We start from the raw sequence: 16,035 nt of genomic DNA, 5'->3' as shown, positions 1-16,035 counted from the left end.
CGCGATGTTCGGCATAGGCATCCCCGTCCTGGCGCTGGCCTTCCTCGTCGCAATTTCAGCGGCGGCCCTTGCCTATGTTGTCCTGTATTCGCGGATAGAAACCGAGAAGAAGGCGGAAGGTCGAATTCGCAAAGTCGGCGCCGCCGAAACAGATCGGGTCAAGGTCAAGGCAGCTCGCGATCGTGTCAGCGAAATGTCGAAGCGACGCAAGTCCGTTCAGGACTCGTTGAAGGAACTCGAGAAGAAGCAACAGGAAAAATCGAGCAAGACGGCGCCATCGATGAAGGCCCGCCTGGCACAGGCAAACCTGTCCATTTCCCTGACGCAGTTTTATCTTTTCAGTGCGGCTTTCGGCTTCGTCGCCTTCATCATAACGCTCATGGCTGGCGCCGGTCTCGCGATCTCGGCTGGCATCAGCCTGATCGCCGCCGCTGGCCTGCCACGCTGGTTCATCGGCTTCCTGATCAAGCGTCGCTGCAAGAAATTCCTTGAGGAGTTTCCGAACGCGCTCGACATCATGGTTCGCTCGATCAAATCGGGTCTTCCGTTGAATGATGCCCTGCGCCTCATCGCCGGTGACGGCCAGGAGCCGGTCAAAACCGAATTTCGCCGCGTCGTCGATTCTCAGCAGGTCGGCCTCAGCGTCACCGAGGCATGCGCCCGCATGATCAATAGCATTCCACTGGCAGAGGTGAATTTCTTCGCCATTGTTATTGGTATTCAGGCGCAGGCGGGTGGCAACCTGTCCGAAGCGCTCGGCAACCTGTCGAAGGTGTTGCGTGAACGAAAGAAGATGAAGGCCAAGGTCAGCGCTCTGTCGATGGAGGCAAAGGCTTCGGCTTGCATTATTGGCGCCCTGCCATTCATCGTGTCGTTCCTCGTTTACGTTACCTCACCCGACTACATGATGGTCCTGTTCACTGACCCGCGCGGCCATCTCATCATTGGCGCTGGCTTGGTCTGGATGAGTATCGGCATTCTGGTGATGCGCAACATGATCAATTTCGATATCTGAGGGACGATTATGAGCGAAGGATTGATCAAGACACTGACGGATCCCAATGTCGTCTTTGCCGTTCTTGTCTCATTTGCAGTGCTGGCGACCTTCTATTCTCTCGTGGTGCCGCTCTTGGAGCGCGGAGACCTCGGCAAGCGGATGAAATCGGTGGCGACCGAGCGCGAACAGATCCGCGCACGGGAACGCGCGCGCCTGGCGGCCGAAGTCTCGAGCGGCAAGGCCAATTTGCGCGGTCAGAACAATACGTCCGTTCGCCAGGTGGTCGAGCGGCTGAATCTGCGCAAAGCCCTCGTTGACGACAACACGGTCAACCGTCTCAAGACGGCGGGCTATCGGTCCCAGAACGCGCTCAACACCTTCCTCTTCGCGCGCTTCTGCCTTCCGTTCCTGTTCCTGGTCATCGCGATCATCTATGTTTTCGTGCTCGGCAATTTTGCCGAAAAGCCGTTCATGATGCGGTTCGCATTTGCCGTCGGTTTTGCCTATGTCGGCTTCTATGCGCCGAACATCTTTGTCGCCAACGCCATCTCGAAGCGACAGCATTCCATTCGTCGCGCCTGGCCGGATGCGCTCGATCTCCTGCTGATCTGCGTTGAATCCGGCGTCTCGATGGAGCTTGGCATGCGGCGCGTTGCCGATGAAATTGCCTCCCAGTCGCCGGCTCTGGCGGAGGAATTGGTGTTGACGACGGCCGAGCTTTCCTTCCTGCCCGAACGCCGGATCGCGCTCGAAAACCTCGGCCACCGGACGGGCCTCGATGATGTGAAATCGGTGGTTCAGGCGCTGATCCAGGCCGACCGCTACGGCACCCCGATTGCCCAGGCGCTGCGCGTTCTGGCGCAGGAAAGCCGCGATCAGCGCATGAATGCCGCTGAAAAGAAGGCGGCGGCGCTGCCGCCCAAGCTCACAGTGCCGATGATCCTGTTCTTCCTGCCGGTTCTCGTCGCCGTCATCCTCGGTCCGGCCGGCATCCAGGTCGCCGATCGTTTCTGATCCCGCTGCTGCACAATTCTTCAGAGCGGATGCAATTTGGGAAATTGTGCCGAAAAGTCGGGCCGCCCATGGCGCTCGTCGCGTATTCCATTGAACGCGCGAGGCTGTGGAGGCTTGCAAATCAGAGGCGGCTTGAGATCAGCCTAGCGCATGTCACTATCGCAAAACCGCTACGCACTTTTGCGCGACATGCGCAAAAACAAAGGCTTAAAGCGCAGTCAGCGATTCCTACAGCGCAGCACGTCTTATTAGACGCGCAAAGGTCGCTGTAGCGGGCTTGGGGCGTGCGACAGACACCGGTTCCGTTCCGTGATCTCAGTTGGTGTTGGTTTCGTCCGCCTTGGCCAGCTGCGTCCACGCACCTTGCTGCGACAGCATCGAGCGCAGATATTTCACGTTGGCTTCTGCCTGCTCCCCGGAAAGCTCCTGGCGGGCGATCGTTTCGGCCTCTTGAAAGCGTCCCTGCAGCCCGACGGCGAGTGCGAGGTTCTGCCGTACGCTGCTGTCGGCGCCGGGTTGGCTCGCGGCGGACTTGAGATAGGTCTCCGCCGTGCGCAGGTCCTTGGTCAGAAGATAGGACATGCCGAGGTTGGAGAGCACCGAAGGCTCGTTCGGCTTGAGCTCGAGCGCTTCGCGATAGCGCAGGCGCGCCTCCTGGGCACGTCCGAGTTGGTCAAGGATCGCGCCCTCGGCCGATTTCAGCTTCCAGTCCGGCCGATCCGGCGTCTGCGCGCGACTGATCGTGTTCAGTGCCTGATCCAGTTGTCCGGCCGCTGCCTGCGCCTTGCCGTAGGCGCCGAGGACCTCGCGGTCCCGCGGATGGTTGATGGCGACCTGCTGCATGACGGCAAGCGCCTGTTCGTTGCGCCCGGTCATGCGCAGAAGATTGGCGTAGTTGAGCCCCGCCTCGCGATCCCGCGGGTTCTTCTCATAGGCCTGGCCGATGCCTTCGGCTGCCTGGGACAGTTCCGATGCGGTCATCGATTGAACCGACTTCGACGTGCCCGAAATGGAACCGGTCGTCAGCTCCTTCTTCGGCTGGTTGGCACAGCCGGCGACAGACAGGGCGACGATCGCGATCGCGGCGCCTTGCAGCAGACGGTTGGCGTTTAGGGATGAGATCGTGCGTTTGGCCATCGGCGGTGTCCCCAGCATGCATTCGCGCACCAGAACTCCAAACAACATCGGCGCAACTTTCACTCCAGCAATAATCTGTTAACCCTAACAGAGCGTTAATTGCGCGAATCCATCTCTGTCAGCCGAGGACTTCCATGGCCCCCTATCAGTTCATCGAGCGGCCGTCGCCGTTCAACACCAGCGCAGGCAAGACTCTGCCGATCTTCGCGGTCACGCCGGCGCATATCGAAACGGGAGCCATCGATCCGATCGCGCTTGATTGGGCCCGAAAGGCCGGCTTCAAGGCCGAATCGGGCGCGGTCCTTCTGATCCCATCCGCCGATGGCCATCTCGGCGGCGCGCTCTTCGGCCTGGGCGGCAACCCATCCGAGGCGCCGTTCCTGACCGGCAAGCTCGCGCGCGCCCTGCCACCCGGCAAGTGGCATATCGAAACGGCGCCGCTCACAGCCAACCGGCTGGCACTCGGCTATGGTCTCGGCTCCTATCGCTTCGAGCGTTACAAGTCGGCAAAGGGCGAGCCGCCGACCTTGCTCATCCCGACCGATGCCGATGCTGCCGATATCAAGCGTCAGCTCGCCGGCGTCTTCCTTGCCCGCGACCTCATCAACACGCCGACCAACGACATGGGCCCTGAGGCGCTGGAAGCAGCATTCCGCGCACTTGCGACGCACTACAAGGCGGATGTCTCGGTGATATCGGGCGAGGCTCTTCTGACGCAGAACTTCCCGCTTGTTCACACGGTCGGCCGTGCGAGCGCAGAAGCGCCGCGTCTTCTTGAACTGCGCTGGGGCAAGAAGGGCCACAAGAAAGTGACGCTGGTCGGCAAGGGCGTCTGCTTCGACACCGGCGGCCTCGACATCAAGCCCGCTTCCTCAATGCTGCTAATGAAGAAGGACATGGGCGGTGCCGCCAACGTCATGGGCCTCGCGCTGATGATCATGGATGCAAAGCTCAAGGTCGATCTGCGCGTCATCATCCCCGTCGTCGAGAACTCGATCTCCGCCAATGCCTTCCGGCCGGGCGACATCTATCGCAGCCGCAAGGGCCTGACGGTGCAGATCGACAACACCGATGCCGAAGGCCGTCTCATTCTTGCCGATGCGCTCGCCTATGCCGACGAGGAAAAGAACGAGCTGCTTGTCGATATGGCAACGCTGACCGGTGCCGCCCGCGTTGCACTCGGTCCCGACCTGCCGCCGTTCTTCACCGACGACGCCGAGCTGGCGCAGGATCTCTCTGAGGCGAGCCTCAGCGTCGACGATCCGATGTGGCGCATGCCTCTGCACATGGGCTACGACAAGGACGTCTCCGCGCGCATTGCCGACCTGACGAACGCGCCTTCGGGCGGCATGGCAGGTTCGATCACCGCCGCGCTCTTCCTCAAGCGCTTCGTCACCAACACCAAAAGCTGGGTGCATTTCGATATCTTCGGGTGGGCCCAGTCCGAGCGGCCGCATTCGCCTGTTGGCGGTGAGGCTCAGGCTATTCGCGCGCTCTATCAGCATATCGGGCGGATCGCCAAGTAAGTCTCTGATGAAGACGACCGGCGCTGACCCTGCGCCGGTCGTCCGAAAAAGCAACGCTTGCGTAACGGTCCGCCGCTATGGTGGCGGACTACCGCAGCGCCGCGCTTCCCTTGGAAGTGTATTGGTCGCTGTCGTTCGTTGACTGTCTGTTTGAATCCTCGAACCGGAGAGCGATCGAGGGATTCATGCGGTTGCGCAGGAGTTGCCATTGCCGGTCGAGCTTACGCCCTCCCAGGCCCTCGGGCTCTGGCACATGGTATCGTTGGAACAGGTGCGGGTGGACGGTCGCGATCTGACGCTGCGCCAGATGGCGATCCTCTTGCAGATCTATCTCGTGCCGCCGCCCCACACCGTTCGTGGCCTTGCCGCAACCCTTGGCGTCACCAAGCCGGTGATCACGCGAGCACTCGATACCATGGGCGCCCTCGGCCTTGTCGACCGCGCCCGCGACGACCGCGATCGGCGCAACGTGGTCATCAAAAGGACAGTCGACGGTGCTCTCTATCTTGAAAAATTCGGCGATCTGATCATTGATCAGGGCCGCAAACAGCCTAAGTGAGTTGACATGTCGACACTTCCCGATCGCCGCCTGAATGCCTATCGAGCCGACCTCGCCGAAAGCCGCCTTCGCGGTGTCGTGGAGGCCGAGCGCTATGTCGAGGGAAGCGTTGCCCGCGTCTCCGTGCCGGTAACGCCGCTCAGGGCAAAGCCCGATCTTGCCTGCGGTACCGATACCGAACTGCTGCTCGGCGAATCGGTTCGGGTGCTCGATACCAACGAGAGCTGGTGCTGGGTGAAGGCGGATCTCGACGGCTATGTCGGCTACCTTCCGGAATATTGCCTTGCGCCGGTGGTCAAGAGCCCGACGCACATCGTCTCGGCCCCGCGCACCTTCGTCTATTCCGGTCATGACTTGCGTTTTCCGACTGTTTATCCGTTGTCGATGGGCAGCCGTCTCAGCGTTGTCGACGAGCGCGAGACCCGTGGCACGCGCTACTTCCTGCTCGACGGCGGCCAGGCGGTGATCGCCAACCATTGCATCGAGGTCGGCAGCGTCGTGCCCGGAGACTATGTCTCGGTTGCCGCCCGCTTCGTCGAAACTCCCTATCTCTGGGGCGGTCGTTCCGGTTTCGGCATTGATTGTTCCGGCCTTGTGCAGCTGTCGATGATGATGGTCGGCAAGCTCGCCCCGCGCGACTCCGACATGCAGGCTGCAGGCTTGGGAACGCCGATCGCCCGTGAGGAGCTTAGGCGCGGCGACCTCGTCTTCTGGAAGGGCCACGTTGCGCTGATGGAAGACGACGAAACGCTGATCCATGCCAACGGCCATACGATGACCGTTGCCCGCGAGGGACTGGAAGCGTCGATCGAACGCATCGGTTGGCTCTACGACCAGCCGACGGGCTATCGCCGCCCTTAAGCATTTCCAGGAAAAGTGCGAAGCGGTTTTCCGTCAGGTAATGCGCAAAAACAAAGAGATAGAGGGTTTGGGCGGCTCTCTCGAGGCCGGAAGCGTTCTAAGCGCTCAGTAGCCGGCTAATTTATCGACGACGTGCTGCAAAGGTTGCCCGCTTTCGAGGCGGGCGATCTGCTGTTCGACGTGGCGGAACAGCGCCTTGACGTCGGACGAAGCTGCGACATGCGGCGTTACATAGACATTCGGCATCTGCCAGAAGCGGCTTTCTGGCGAAAGCGGCTCCTGCTCGAAAACGTCAAGGGACGCTGCGCCGAGAAGGCCCGAATCGAGTGAGCTCAAGATATCGGTTTCGACCTGGCTGCCGCCGCGGCCGCCATTGATGAAGACCGGGGCGCCAAAGGGGCCGTTGCGGCTCAGCTTGGCAAAAAGTCCGGCATTGAAGATGCCGCGGGTCTCCGGCGTCAGCGGCAACAGGCCAACCAGGAAGTCCGTGCGCGCCAGGAAGGCGTCCAGCTCGTCACCGCCATAGGTCTCGATGCCGTCGATCGCCTTCGTGCTGCGCGACCAGCCGACGACCTTGAAGCCCAAGGCCGAAAGCTTACGGGCCGCATCCTGTCCAAGCACGCCCATGCCCATGATGCCGACGGTAATGTCCGCCGCCTCGGGTTGGGAAAGGTCGCGCCACTCCCGCTTTGCCGCCAGCGCCTCATAGGTGCTGTGCTGGCGCAGATGCATGAGGCATTGCATCACCACCCATTCGCTCATGCGTGTCGTCAGGCTGCGATCGACGAAGCGCACAAGCGGCACATCCGGCAATCCCGGCAGCGTCAGGACATGGTCGACGCCGGCGCCGCCGGAGAACACCACCTTGAGATCCGGCGCTCTCTCGAAAAGGTCCGGTGCCGATTTCCACACGACGGCATAGTCGATATCAGAGAGATCGCGATTGTCGTGGATGGCATCGGCTCGGTTGATCACCTCCCGGTCCGGGAAGGCGCCCTTCAGGGCTGCCGCAACCTCCTCGGGAATGAACTTCAGATCGATGATGACGGAGCTTTTCGAGGGCATTGTTAGGACTCTACTGGCGGATGGCGGACAGGTTGACGGCTTCGAGGTTGAAGGCTGCCGCCATCAGGGCCTTGGTATAATCCTCCTGCGGCGCATTGAAGATGCGCTCCGCCGGGCCCTGCTCGACGACCTTGCCCATGCGCATCACGATCATCTCGTTGGCAAGCGCCCGCACAACCTTGAGGTCGTGGCTGATGAAGAGATAGGCGAGGTCGTGCTTGTGCTGCAGGTCGCGCAGCAGGTCGACCACCTGCGCCTGGACGCTCATGTCGAGCGCCGAGGTCGGCTCATCCAGCATCACGAATTTCGGCTTCAGTACCATCGCACGCGCAATCGCGATGCGCTGCCGTTGGCCGCCGGAGAATTCGTGCGGATAGCGCCAGCGGGTGGCGGGGTCGAGCCCCACTTCCTCGAGCGCTGCGGCGACGCGTTGATCGCGCTCGTTGTCCGACAGCGCGCTCTCGTGGATTTTCAGCCCTTCGGCGATGATGTCGGAAATCGACATGCGCGGGCTCAGAGAACCGTAAGGGTCCTGGAAGACGACCTGCATCCGGTTTCGAAGCGGCCGCATTTCGCGGAAGCTGTAGGCGGCGATGTCCTTGCCGACGAAGGCGATCCGTCCCTTGGACGATATCAGCCGCGTCAGCGCCAGACCGAGCGTCGTCTTGCCGGAACCCGATTCGCCGACGACGCCGAGCGTCTGGCCGGCGCGCAGCTTAAGGTCGATGCCGTCGACCGCCTTCACGTGGTCGACGACCTTGCGCAGGAAGCCGGCCTTGATCGGAAACCAAACCTTCACATCAGCCGCTTCCATGACGACTGGCTTCGAGGCGTCCGAAAGCGGCGGGTTACCCCTTGGCTCGGATGCGAGCAGGTGGCGGGTATAGGCATGCTGTGGATTGGCAAAGATCTCGGCGGTCGGCCCGGTCTCGACGATCTTGCCCTTGGTCATCACGCAGACCCTGTCGGCGATTTTTCGCACGATGCCGAGGTCATGGGTGATGAACAGCATCGACATGCCGTGCTCGTCTTTCAGCGTTTTCAAGAGTTCGAGGATCTGGGCCTGCACCGTGACGTCGAGCGCCGTCGTCGGCTCGTCGGCGATCAAAAGCTCCGGCCGGTTGGCGAGCGCCATGGCGATCATCACGCGCTGGCGCTGGCCACCGGAAAGCTCGTGAGGATAGGCGCCAAGCCGCTTCTCCGGCTCGCGGATGCCGACCTGGTTCAAGAGCTCGAGAATTCTCGTGCGCGCCGCGGCTCCTTCCAGTCCCTGATGCAGCTCCAGGATCTCGCCGATCTGCCGTTCGATCGGATGCAGCGGATTGAGCGATGTCATCGGCTCCTGGAAGATCATCGTGATGTCGTTGCCGCGCACATGGCGCAGCTCCGCATCGCTGGCCTTCAGCAGGTCCTTGCCGTTGAAGTGGATTTCGCCGCTCGGATGGCTTGCCGAAGGGTAGGGCAGGAGCTTCAGAATCGAGTTGGCGGACACGGACTTGCCGGAGCCGGACTCACCGACAAGCGCAACCGTTTCGCCGCGCTTGATGTCGAAGGAAATGCTATCGACCGCAAGCGAGGTGTTACCGCCCTGATGGAAAGCGACCGACAGATCGCGGACGGAGAGAATGGGATCGGTCATCGTCGCGCTCACCGGAATGTCTTTCTCGGGTCGAAGGCATCGCGGGTCGCTTCGCCGACGAAGATCAGCAGCGACAGCATCACCGACATGACGCAGAAGGCCGTCAGCCCGAGCCAGGGCGCCTGCAGATTGGATTTGCCCTGCGCGATCATCTCGCCAAGGGAAGGCGAGCCCGGCGGCATGCCGAAGCCGAGGAAGTCGAGCGAGGTCAGCGTGGTGATCGAGCCAGAAAGGATGAACGGCAGGAAGGTCAGGGTCGCCACCATCGCGTTCGGCAGCAGGTGACGGTACATGATCGTGCCGTTGCCGACGCCAAGCGCGCGCGCTGCATTCACATATTCGAAGTTGCGTGCCCGCAGGAACTCGGCGCGCACGACGCCGACAAAGCCGACCCAGGAAAACAAGAGCATGATGCCGAGCAGGATGAAGAAGCCCGGCGGCAGGATCGCGGCGATGATCAAGAGAATGTAGAGCACCGGCATCGACGACCAGATCTCGATGAAGCGCTGCATCAAGAGGTCGGTCCAGCCGCCGAAATAGCCCTGCACTGCGCCGGCCGTCACGCCGATGATCGCGGAGGCGATGGTGAGTACCAGCCCGAAGAGCACCGAGATGCGGAAGCCGTAGATCATGCGCGCCGTCACGTCGCGCGCCTGGTCGTCGGTGCCGAGCCAGTTGAGGTTGCCGGCAATGCAGTTGCGGTCGGCGGTGCCTTCCGGATAGGCCGAGCAGCGTTCCTCCGTGCTCATCAGCCAGAAGGGCTTTGTCGGCGCCGAATGCGGAATGTTCGAGTTGACCGTCTGGTAGGAGTAGCGGATCGGCGGCCAGATCATCCAGCCGTTGCCCTCGATCTCGTCGCGAATGTAGTCGGAGCGATAGTCGGTCTCGGCAAGGAAGCCGCCGAACTTCTCCTCCGGATAGTTGACCACCGCAGGAAACAGGATCTCGCCCTTGTAGGAGGCGATGATCGGCTTGTCGTTGGCGATGAATTCGGCAAACAGGCTGAGCACGAACAGCAGAAGGAACAGCCAGAGCGACCAGTAGCCGCGCCGGTTCGCCTTGAAGTTCTGCCAGCGCCGCTTGTTGACCGGCGACAGCCAGCCACGCGGCGGGGCGGCAACCTGGGTGGGGGCAGTGGTTACGGTGCTCATCACACGTCCCTCCGCTCGAAATCGATGCGCGGATCGACCCAGGTGTAGATGAGGTCGGAGAGCAGGCTGACGAGCAGCCCCATCAGCGAGAAGATGAACAGCGTCGCAAAGACGATCGGATAGTCGCGCTTGACGACGGAATCATAGCCGAGCCGCCCAAGGCCATCGAGCGAGAAGATATATTCGATCAACAGCGAACCGGTGAAGAAGGCCGAGATGAAGGCGCTCGGGAAACCGGCGATGATGATCAGCATAGCGTTGCGGAAGACGTGGCCGTAGAGCACCTGACGGTCATTCAGGCCCTTGGCGCGCGCCGTCGTCACATACTGCTTCTTGATCTCGTCGATGAACGAATTCTTGGTCAAGAGCGTCGTTGTCGCGAAGGCCGAAAGCAAAAGCGTGATCAGCGGCAGCGTCATGTGCCAGAAGTAGTCGAGGATCTTCTGCCACCAGGGCAGTTGCCAGAAATTGTCGGAAACGATGCCGCGCAGCGGAAACCAGTCGAGGAACGAGCCGCCGGCAAAGACGACGATCAGCAGGATGCCGAAAAGGAAGCTCGGAACGGCATAGCCGACGATGATGATGCCCGAGGTCCAGATGTCGAAGGTCGATCCATCAGACACCGCCTTCTTGATGCCGAGCGGGATCGAGATCGCGTAGGAAAACAGCAGGATCCAGAGCCCCAGCGAGATCGAGACCGGCATCTTCTCCTTGATCAGATCGATGACCGACGTGTTGCGGAAGAAGCTCTCGCCGAAGTCGAAGCGGATATAGTCCCACATCATCGTGCCGAAGCGTTCGAGCGGCGGCTTGTCGAAGCCGAACTGTTTTTCGAGCTTGGCGATGAATTCCGGGTCGAGCCCCTGGGCGCCTCGGTACTGGCCGCCTTGATCGCCACCGGTCTGCATCAGGTCGCCGCTGCTGCCGCTCAGCCGGTCGGAGCCGCCGGCGTTCGTCAGGTCCGAAATCACCTGTTCGACCGGTCCGCCGGGCGCAAACTGAATGACTGTGAAAGAAATCGCCATGATCCCGATGATCGTCGGGATCATCAGCAGCAGGCGTCGCAGGATATAGGCACCCATCAGGCCAGCCTTTCGATCGACGTGTTGCCGGTGGCCCGGACCCGCGAAGCGTCGGCGTGCGCCCTATGGTGTCTCAATCCTCACGTCTCCTTGCGGCTTTCAGGCCCAAGCCGGGCCTATATTCGTTTTCAGTGATTCGTTTTTCTGCATTTGGAATCGAGACGGCATCCAAGTGCAAGGGCTTCATTTGGCCGTGGCGTTTTTCGACCACCAGACATCCGGGAAGCCGGTGCCGTAATAGGGCAGCTCCTGCGGATGGGCGAGGTGGTTCCAATAGGCCACGCGGACCGCCTTGGAATAGAAGAGCGGCACGACATAGTTATGGGAGAGGAGAACGCGGTCGAGCGCCCGTGTCGTCGCAACCAGTTCCTCGCGGTTCGGCGCGAAGATGATCCTTCGGATCAGCTCGTCGATCGCTGGATCGGCAATGCCGGCATAGTTTCTCGATCCCGGCTGGTTGACCGAGCTCGAGCCCCAAATGTCGATCTGTTCGTTTCCTGGCACCAGGGACTGCGCCCAGATGCCATAGATCATGTCATAGTCGAAGCTTCTGACGCGATTGGTGTATTGCGAATCGTCGACGGTGCGGATGCGGGCATCGATGCCGATTTTCTTGACGCTGTTAATGAATGGCGTGACCGTGCGCTCGAAGGACGGGTTGGACAGAAGCAGCTCGAAGCCGAAGGGTTCGCCGGTCTTGACGTTGACCAACCGGTTGCCCTTGAGCTCGTAGCCCGCCTCCTTGAACAGGTCGAGCGCCTTGCGCAAGTTGCCGCGCACCTTCTGCGGGTCGCCGTTGATGGGGTTCACATAGGGCGTGGTGAAGACTTCGGCCGGAACCTTGTCCTTCAGCTCCTCCAGGATTGCCTTTTCGCGGCCCTCGGGAAGCTTGGAGGAGGCAAGCTCGGTGCCCCAGAAATAGCTGTCGACACGCTGATAGGCGTTGTAGGCGAGATTGCGGTTGAGATCCTCGAAGTCGAAGGCGTAGTTCAGCGCCTCGCGCACCCGCTGATCCCTAAACTTCTCGCGGCGCATGTTCGGCACCAGCGCCTGCATGACCCCGGTTGCGCGCAGCGGATTCTCGATCTCCTCGCGGATCACACGGCCGTCCTTCATGGCCGGAAAGTCGTAGGCGGTCGCCCAATGGCTCGCGCTGCTGTCTCGGTAGAAATCGACGTTGCCGGCGCGAAAAGCCTCGAATTCCACGTTTCTGTCGCTAAAGAAGGCATAGGTGATCGTGCTGAAATTGTATTGTCCGACATTGACGTTGAGGTTCTTGCCCCAATAGTCGTCCCTGAGCTCGAAGCGGATCGAGCCACCCGCCTGGAAAGAGGCGATCTTGTAGGGGCCGGAGCCCATCACCGGTTCCAGCGTTGTGCGGGAGATATCGCGCTTGTTGCCCTTGGCGTCCTGCCCCTCCCACCAGTGCTTCGGAACGATCGGGAACTGGCCGAGAATGTTCGGCAGTTCGTGGTTGTTCTTCTCGTCAAAGCGGAAGGTGATATCGCGCTCGCCGGTCTTTTCCGCTGAAACCACGTGGCGGTAATAGTTGGACTGGAGTGGATTGTGCTCCTTCGCCATGTTGAGGGAGAAGATGACATCCTCCGGGGTCACCGGCGTTCCGTCGGCCCACTTGGCCTCCGCACGCAGGCGAAAAGTGGCAGACGAGATATCGTCGGGATAGGAGACGCCCTCGGCAAGCAGGCCGTATGCGGTGGTGATTTCATCCTCGGCGGTTTTCAACAGCGTATCGAAGACCAGGGACGAAACGCCGGTCGCCGCTTCGCCCCTGGCGAGGATGGGGTTGAACGTGTCAAACGTGCCGTTTTCCGAGAGCCGCAGCTCGCCGCCTTTCGGTGCGTCCGGATTGACGTAGTCGAAGCGGGCGAAGCCATCCTTATGTTTTGGCTCACCGATCGACGACGTACCATTGCGCCAGACGGGCTGTTCTTCGGCATTCGATGCAGGAGGAAGGAGAAGAAGCGCTGCTGTCAGAAGCGAGGCCGCGAGGCCAGGTTTCACGGTCCTGCAGAAGTTTGGCATCCAGCCGGTACCCCTATATTCCAATGTTCTTTTTTGAAAGCATAGGCGAAATCGGGGCAATTGACAGGCACCGCCGCAAATCAGGCGAAATTTTTGCGTCACATCCCGGTGATTCACAAGGCTGAGGCAAAGACCGCGCCTTAGGATGGGGGTTCATCGGACACGGCGCGTCGGCGTCGGGGTCTGCGGGACATGAACGGGACGAAATGACATGGTTGCTCCACTTCAACGTTGCGGCTCGGCGCTTCTGGCGCTGTTGCTCGGAACGAGTTTCTTGATCGCCGATGCTGCCAGGGCCGACGACACGCCGGCAAAGACGCTTTTCGGCGCCAAGACGCTGCCGGCTCAGATGGCGCCTTCGTCCTATGGCTTCTATGCGAAGGGCTGCCTTGCCGGCGGCGTCGCGATCCCGACGGATGGTCCCACCTGGCAGGCGATGCGGCTGTCGCGCAACCGGCGCTGGGGCCATCCCCAGATGATCGCACTGATCGAACAATTCTCCCATGATGCCGCCGAAAAGGTCGGCTGGCCGGGTCTGCTTCTCGGCGATATCTCGCAGCCGCGTGGCGGACCGATGATCTCCGGCCACGCCTCGCACCAGATCGGTCTCGATGCCGATATCTGGCTGACGCCGATGCCGCAGAGGACGCTGACGGGCCGGGAGCGGGAAGACATCTCCGCAACGTCGATGCTGCAGAAGAACAAGTTTCTGACCGTCGACCCATCGATCTGGACGCCGGCGCATGCCCGGCTGATCATGCTGGCCGCCAGTTACCCGCAGGTCGAACGGGTCTTCGTCAATCCGGCGATCAAGAAGAAGCTCTGCGACACCTGGAACGGTGACCGTTCTGCGCTCGGCAAGGTCCGGCCGATCTATGGCCACGACTACCATTTCCACATCCGCATCAAATGCCCGGCAGGCTCGAAGACCTGCAAGGACCAGGCGGCCGTCCCGGCCGGCGATGGCTGCGACAAATCGCTGGCCTGGTGGTTTACAGATGAACCATGGGCAAAGCCGAAGAAGAAGCCGGGCGAAAAGCCGGTGAAGCCCCGGTTGACGACCATGGCCGATCTGCCGAAGGCCTGCACCCTGGTGCTGAACGGACCGGCCCCGGCCACCGAGCAGGATGCGACCTTCGGCATGGCCTATCGCGCTGCGTCGCCAGTGCCTGCCGAACAGGGCATCGAGCAGGTGATCGGCAATGCCGCAGCCGATTTGCCGCCAGCCGACATTCCCGTTCCCCTGGCGCGCCCGACGCTGCAGTAGCCGTCTCGGCTTGCGCCTTTTCAATCTTGCCGGGCTCATGTATACGGCCATCAAATCGATTTAAATTTGCTGGCGGGGATACGGCATGGCGGATCGGAAATGCGTTGCCCTGATCGCTCACGATCAGAAGAAGGATGATCTCGCCGCGTTTACCAAGGCAAACGAAGCGGTCTTCGCGCAATGGAAGATCGTTGCCACGGGCACGACTGGCGGCCGCGTTCTCGATGTTTGTCCCAGCCTCGATATCACGCGCCTGAAAAGCGGTCCGCTCGGCGGCGACCAGCAGATCGGCGCGATGATCGCCACCGGCGATATCCAGCTTCTGATCTTCTTCGTCGATCCGCTGACGGCGATGCCGCACGATGTTGACGTCAAGGCGTTGATGCGGCTTGCGATCGTCTACGATATTCCGATGGCGCTCAATCGCGCAACGGCGGAGCAGTTGATCGACTTCAACCACAACTGATACTGCATGAATCCTTAAATCGGATTCGATCTAAGGATTCATGCAGCAAGTTTAAGTGCTACAGCGTCCTTTGCGCGTCATATTTGACGCGCGGCGCTGTAGAGAATTCGAAACCTCACGGCGACGATCAGGATGGACAGTGTGATGCCCGGTGCGAGTGACAACAGTTTTTCCTTTCCGATCCTGATCGGCGACATCGGCGGCACCAATGCCCGCTTCGCTTTGCTGCTCGATGCCTTTGCCGAGCCGAAGCAGCTGCCGCCGATCAAGACCGGCGATTTCGAGACGATCGAGGAAGCGTTGCAGAAGAGCATCCTCGACAAGACCTCGGTCCAGCCGCGGTCGGCGATCCTCGCCGTCGCCGGCCCGATCAAGGGCGACGAGATTCCGCTGACCAATGCCGGCTGGGTGTTACGCCCCAAGGACATGCTGTCGGGCCTCGGCCTTGAGGACGTCCTGATCATCAACGATTTCGAGGCGCAGGCGCTGGCCGTCGCCGCCCCGGCTGCCGAAGATCTGGTGAAGATCGGTGGCGGCAGCGTTCGCCCGCTGACCTCCCGCGTCGTTCTCGGTCCGGGTACCGGACTCGGTGTCGGCGGCCTGGTCTTCGCGCAGCACACCTGGTTTCCGGTGCCCGGCGAAGGCGGTCATGTCGATATCGGCCCGCGAACCGAGCGCGACTTCCAGATCTGGCCTTTCCTGGAGCCGATCGAGGGGCGCATGGCCGGCGAGCAGATCCTCTGCGGTCGCGGCATCATGAATCTTTATCGGGCCGTTTGCGCCGCCAATGGCGAAGAACCGGTCCTGAACGATCCGGCCGAGGTCACCACAGCAGCACTTGCCGACAACAACCCCGCCGCGGTCGAGAGTATATCGCTGTTTTCGACCTATCTCGGTCGCGTGGCCGGCGACATGGCGCTGATTTTCATGGCGCGCGGCGGTGTGTTTCTGGCCGGTGGCATTTCGCAAAAGATCCTGCCGGCGCTGCAAAAACCGGAATTCCGGGCCGCCTTCGAAGACAAGGCGCCGCATTCCGCGCTGATGAAGACCATCCCGACCTTCGCGGTCATTCATCCGATGGCGGCACTGTCGGGTTTGGCAGCTTTCGCGCGCACGCCGAGAGACTTCGGTGTTGCAACGGAGGGACGCCGCTGGCGAAGCTGATGGCGGCGGCGTGCGCAAAGACTCGCCAAAGCGACATCAAAGCACTATAGAGCCCGAGAAAGGT

14 protein-coding genes are annotated in these 16,035 nt (G+C 61.3%); 8 read left to right on the top strand and 6 right to left on the bottom strand.

The features are described 5' to 3' along the window. Window positions 1–4: 4 nt before the first annotated feature. Window positions 5–1,015: a type II secretion system F family protein gene (locus tag BKP54_RS18975; protein ID WP_025425396.1), complete on the top strand. Its 1,011-nt coding sequence runs from the start codon at window positions 5–7 to the stop codon at window positions 1,013–1,015. 9 nt (window positions 1,016–1,024) lie between these two features. Continuing rightward, window positions 1,025–2,011, top strand: coding sequence for a type II secretion system F family protein (locus BKP54_RS18970; protein WP_057204392.1), 987 nt, complete (start codon window positions 1,025–1,027; stop codon window positions 2,009–2,011). 315 nt (window positions 2,012–2,326) lie between these two features. Here BKP54_RS18970 and BKP54_RS18965 read toward each other — a convergent pair whose 3' ends face one another. Continuing rightward, entirely contained in the window at window positions 2,327–3,148 is an 822-nt protein-coding gene (locus tag BKP54_RS18965; RefSeq protein WP_057204444.1) for a tetratricopeptide repeat protein, read from the bottom strand. A gap of 134 nt (window positions 3,149–3,282) precedes the next feature. Between BKP54_RS18965 and BKP54_RS18960 the strand changes: the two genes are divergently transcribed. The 3 genes from BKP54_RS18960 to BKP54_RS18950 all read left to right on the top strand — a co-directional run bounded on the left by BKP54_RS18960 (window position 3,283) and on the right by BKP54_RS18950 (window position 6,094). After that, on the top strand, window positions 3,283–4,674 hold the full coding sequence (locus tag BKP54_RS18960) for a M17 family metallopeptidase (protein ID WP_025425399.1): 1,392 nt from the start codon (window positions 3,283–3,285) through the stop codon (window positions 4,672–4,674). Window positions 4,675–4,882: 208 nt separating this feature from the next. Beyond that, window positions 4,883–5,233 carry a MarR family winged helix-turn-helix transcriptional regulator gene (locus BKP54_RS18955; RefSeq protein WP_025425400.1) on the top strand — a complete coding sequence of 117 codons (351 nt, stop codon included), beginning with the start codon at window positions 4,883–4,885 and terminating at the stop codon, window positions 5,231–5,233. A gap of 6 nt (window positions 5,234–5,239) precedes the next feature. After that, complete coding sequence (locus tag BKP54_RS18950) at window positions 5,240–6,094, top strand: NlpC/P60 family protein (protein ID WP_025425401.1); 855 nt, start codon at window positions 5,240–5,242, stop codon at window positions 6,092–6,094. Window positions 6,095–6,199: 105 nt separating this feature from the next. Here the strand turns inward: BKP54_RS18950 and BKP54_RS18945 are convergent, their stop codons facing one another. From BKP54_RS18945 to BKP54_RS18925, 5 genes are all read right to left on the bottom strand, one after another. Continuing rightward, complete coding sequence (locus BKP54_RS18945; protein WP_025425402.1) at window positions 6,200–7,159, bottom strand: glyoxylate/hydroxypyruvate reductase A; 960 nt, start codon at window positions 7,157–7,159, stop codon at window positions 6,200–6,202. A 10-nt stretch (window positions 7,160–7,169) separates the two neighbouring features. Next, window positions 7,170–8,798: an ABC transporter ATP-binding protein gene (locus BKP54_RS18940; protein WP_025425403.1), complete on the bottom strand. Its 1,629-nt coding sequence runs from the start codon at window positions 8,796–8,798 to the stop codon at window positions 7,170–7,172. A gap of 8 nt (window positions 8,799–8,806) precedes the next feature. Further along, a complete protein-coding gene (locus BKP54_RS18935; RefSeq protein WP_025425404.1) occupies window positions 8,807–9,949 on the bottom strand; it encodes an ABC transporter permease in 1,143 nt (380 codons plus the stop codon). Continuing rightward, window positions 9,949–11,031 (bottom strand): microcin C ABC transporter permease YejB, encoded by a 1,083-nt coding sequence (locus BKP54_RS18930; RefSeq protein ID WP_025425405.1) that lies wholly within the window; start codon window positions 11,029–11,031, stop codon window positions 9,949–9,951. Before BKP54_RS18930 ends, BKP54_RS18935 begins: the two co-directional genes overlap by 1 nt. A 183-nt stretch (window positions 11,032–11,214) precedes the next feature. Then, complete coding sequence (locus BKP54_RS18925) at window positions 11,215–13,074, bottom strand: extracellular solute-binding protein (RefSeq protein ID WP_084814698.1); 1,860 nt, start codon at window positions 13,072–13,074, stop codon at window positions 11,215–11,217. Window positions 13,075–13,285: 211 nt separating this feature from the next. On the opposite strand from BKP54_RS18925, the gene mepA reads away from it, so the two are divergent. The 3 genes from mepA (at window position 13,286) to BKP54_RS18910 (ending at window position 15,971) form a co-directional block, all read left to right on the top strand. After that, entirely contained in the window at window positions 13,286–14,341 is a 1,056-nt protein-coding gene (mepA, locus tag BKP54_RS18920; RefSeq protein ID WP_025425407.1) for a penicillin-insensitive murein endopeptidase, read from the top strand. A gap of 85 nt (window positions 14,342–14,426) precedes the next feature. Further along, window positions 14,427–14,807 (top strand): methylglyoxal synthase, encoded by a 381-nt coding sequence (locus BKP54_RS18915; RefSeq protein WP_025425408.1) that lies wholly within the window; start codon window positions 14,427–14,429, stop codon window positions 14,805–14,807. A gap of 144 nt (window positions 14,808–14,951) precedes the next feature. Next, window positions 14,952–15,971 (top strand): glucokinase, encoded by a 1,020-nt coding sequence (locus BKP54_RS18910; RefSeq protein ID WP_025425409.1) that lies wholly within the window; start codon window positions 14,952–14,954, stop codon window positions 15,969–15,971. Window positions 15,972–16,035: the final 64 nt, after the last annotated feature.

It is taken from the genome of Ensifer sp. 1H6, from assembly GCF_001976035.1.
Classification (GTDB): domain Bacteria; phylum Pseudomonadota; class Alphaproteobacteria; order Rhizobiales; family Rhizobiaceae; genus Ensifer; species Ensifer canadensis.
The sequence above is the reverse complement of the archived record's forward strand: the minus strand, read 5'-3'. Positions and strand labels throughout refer to the sequence as shown.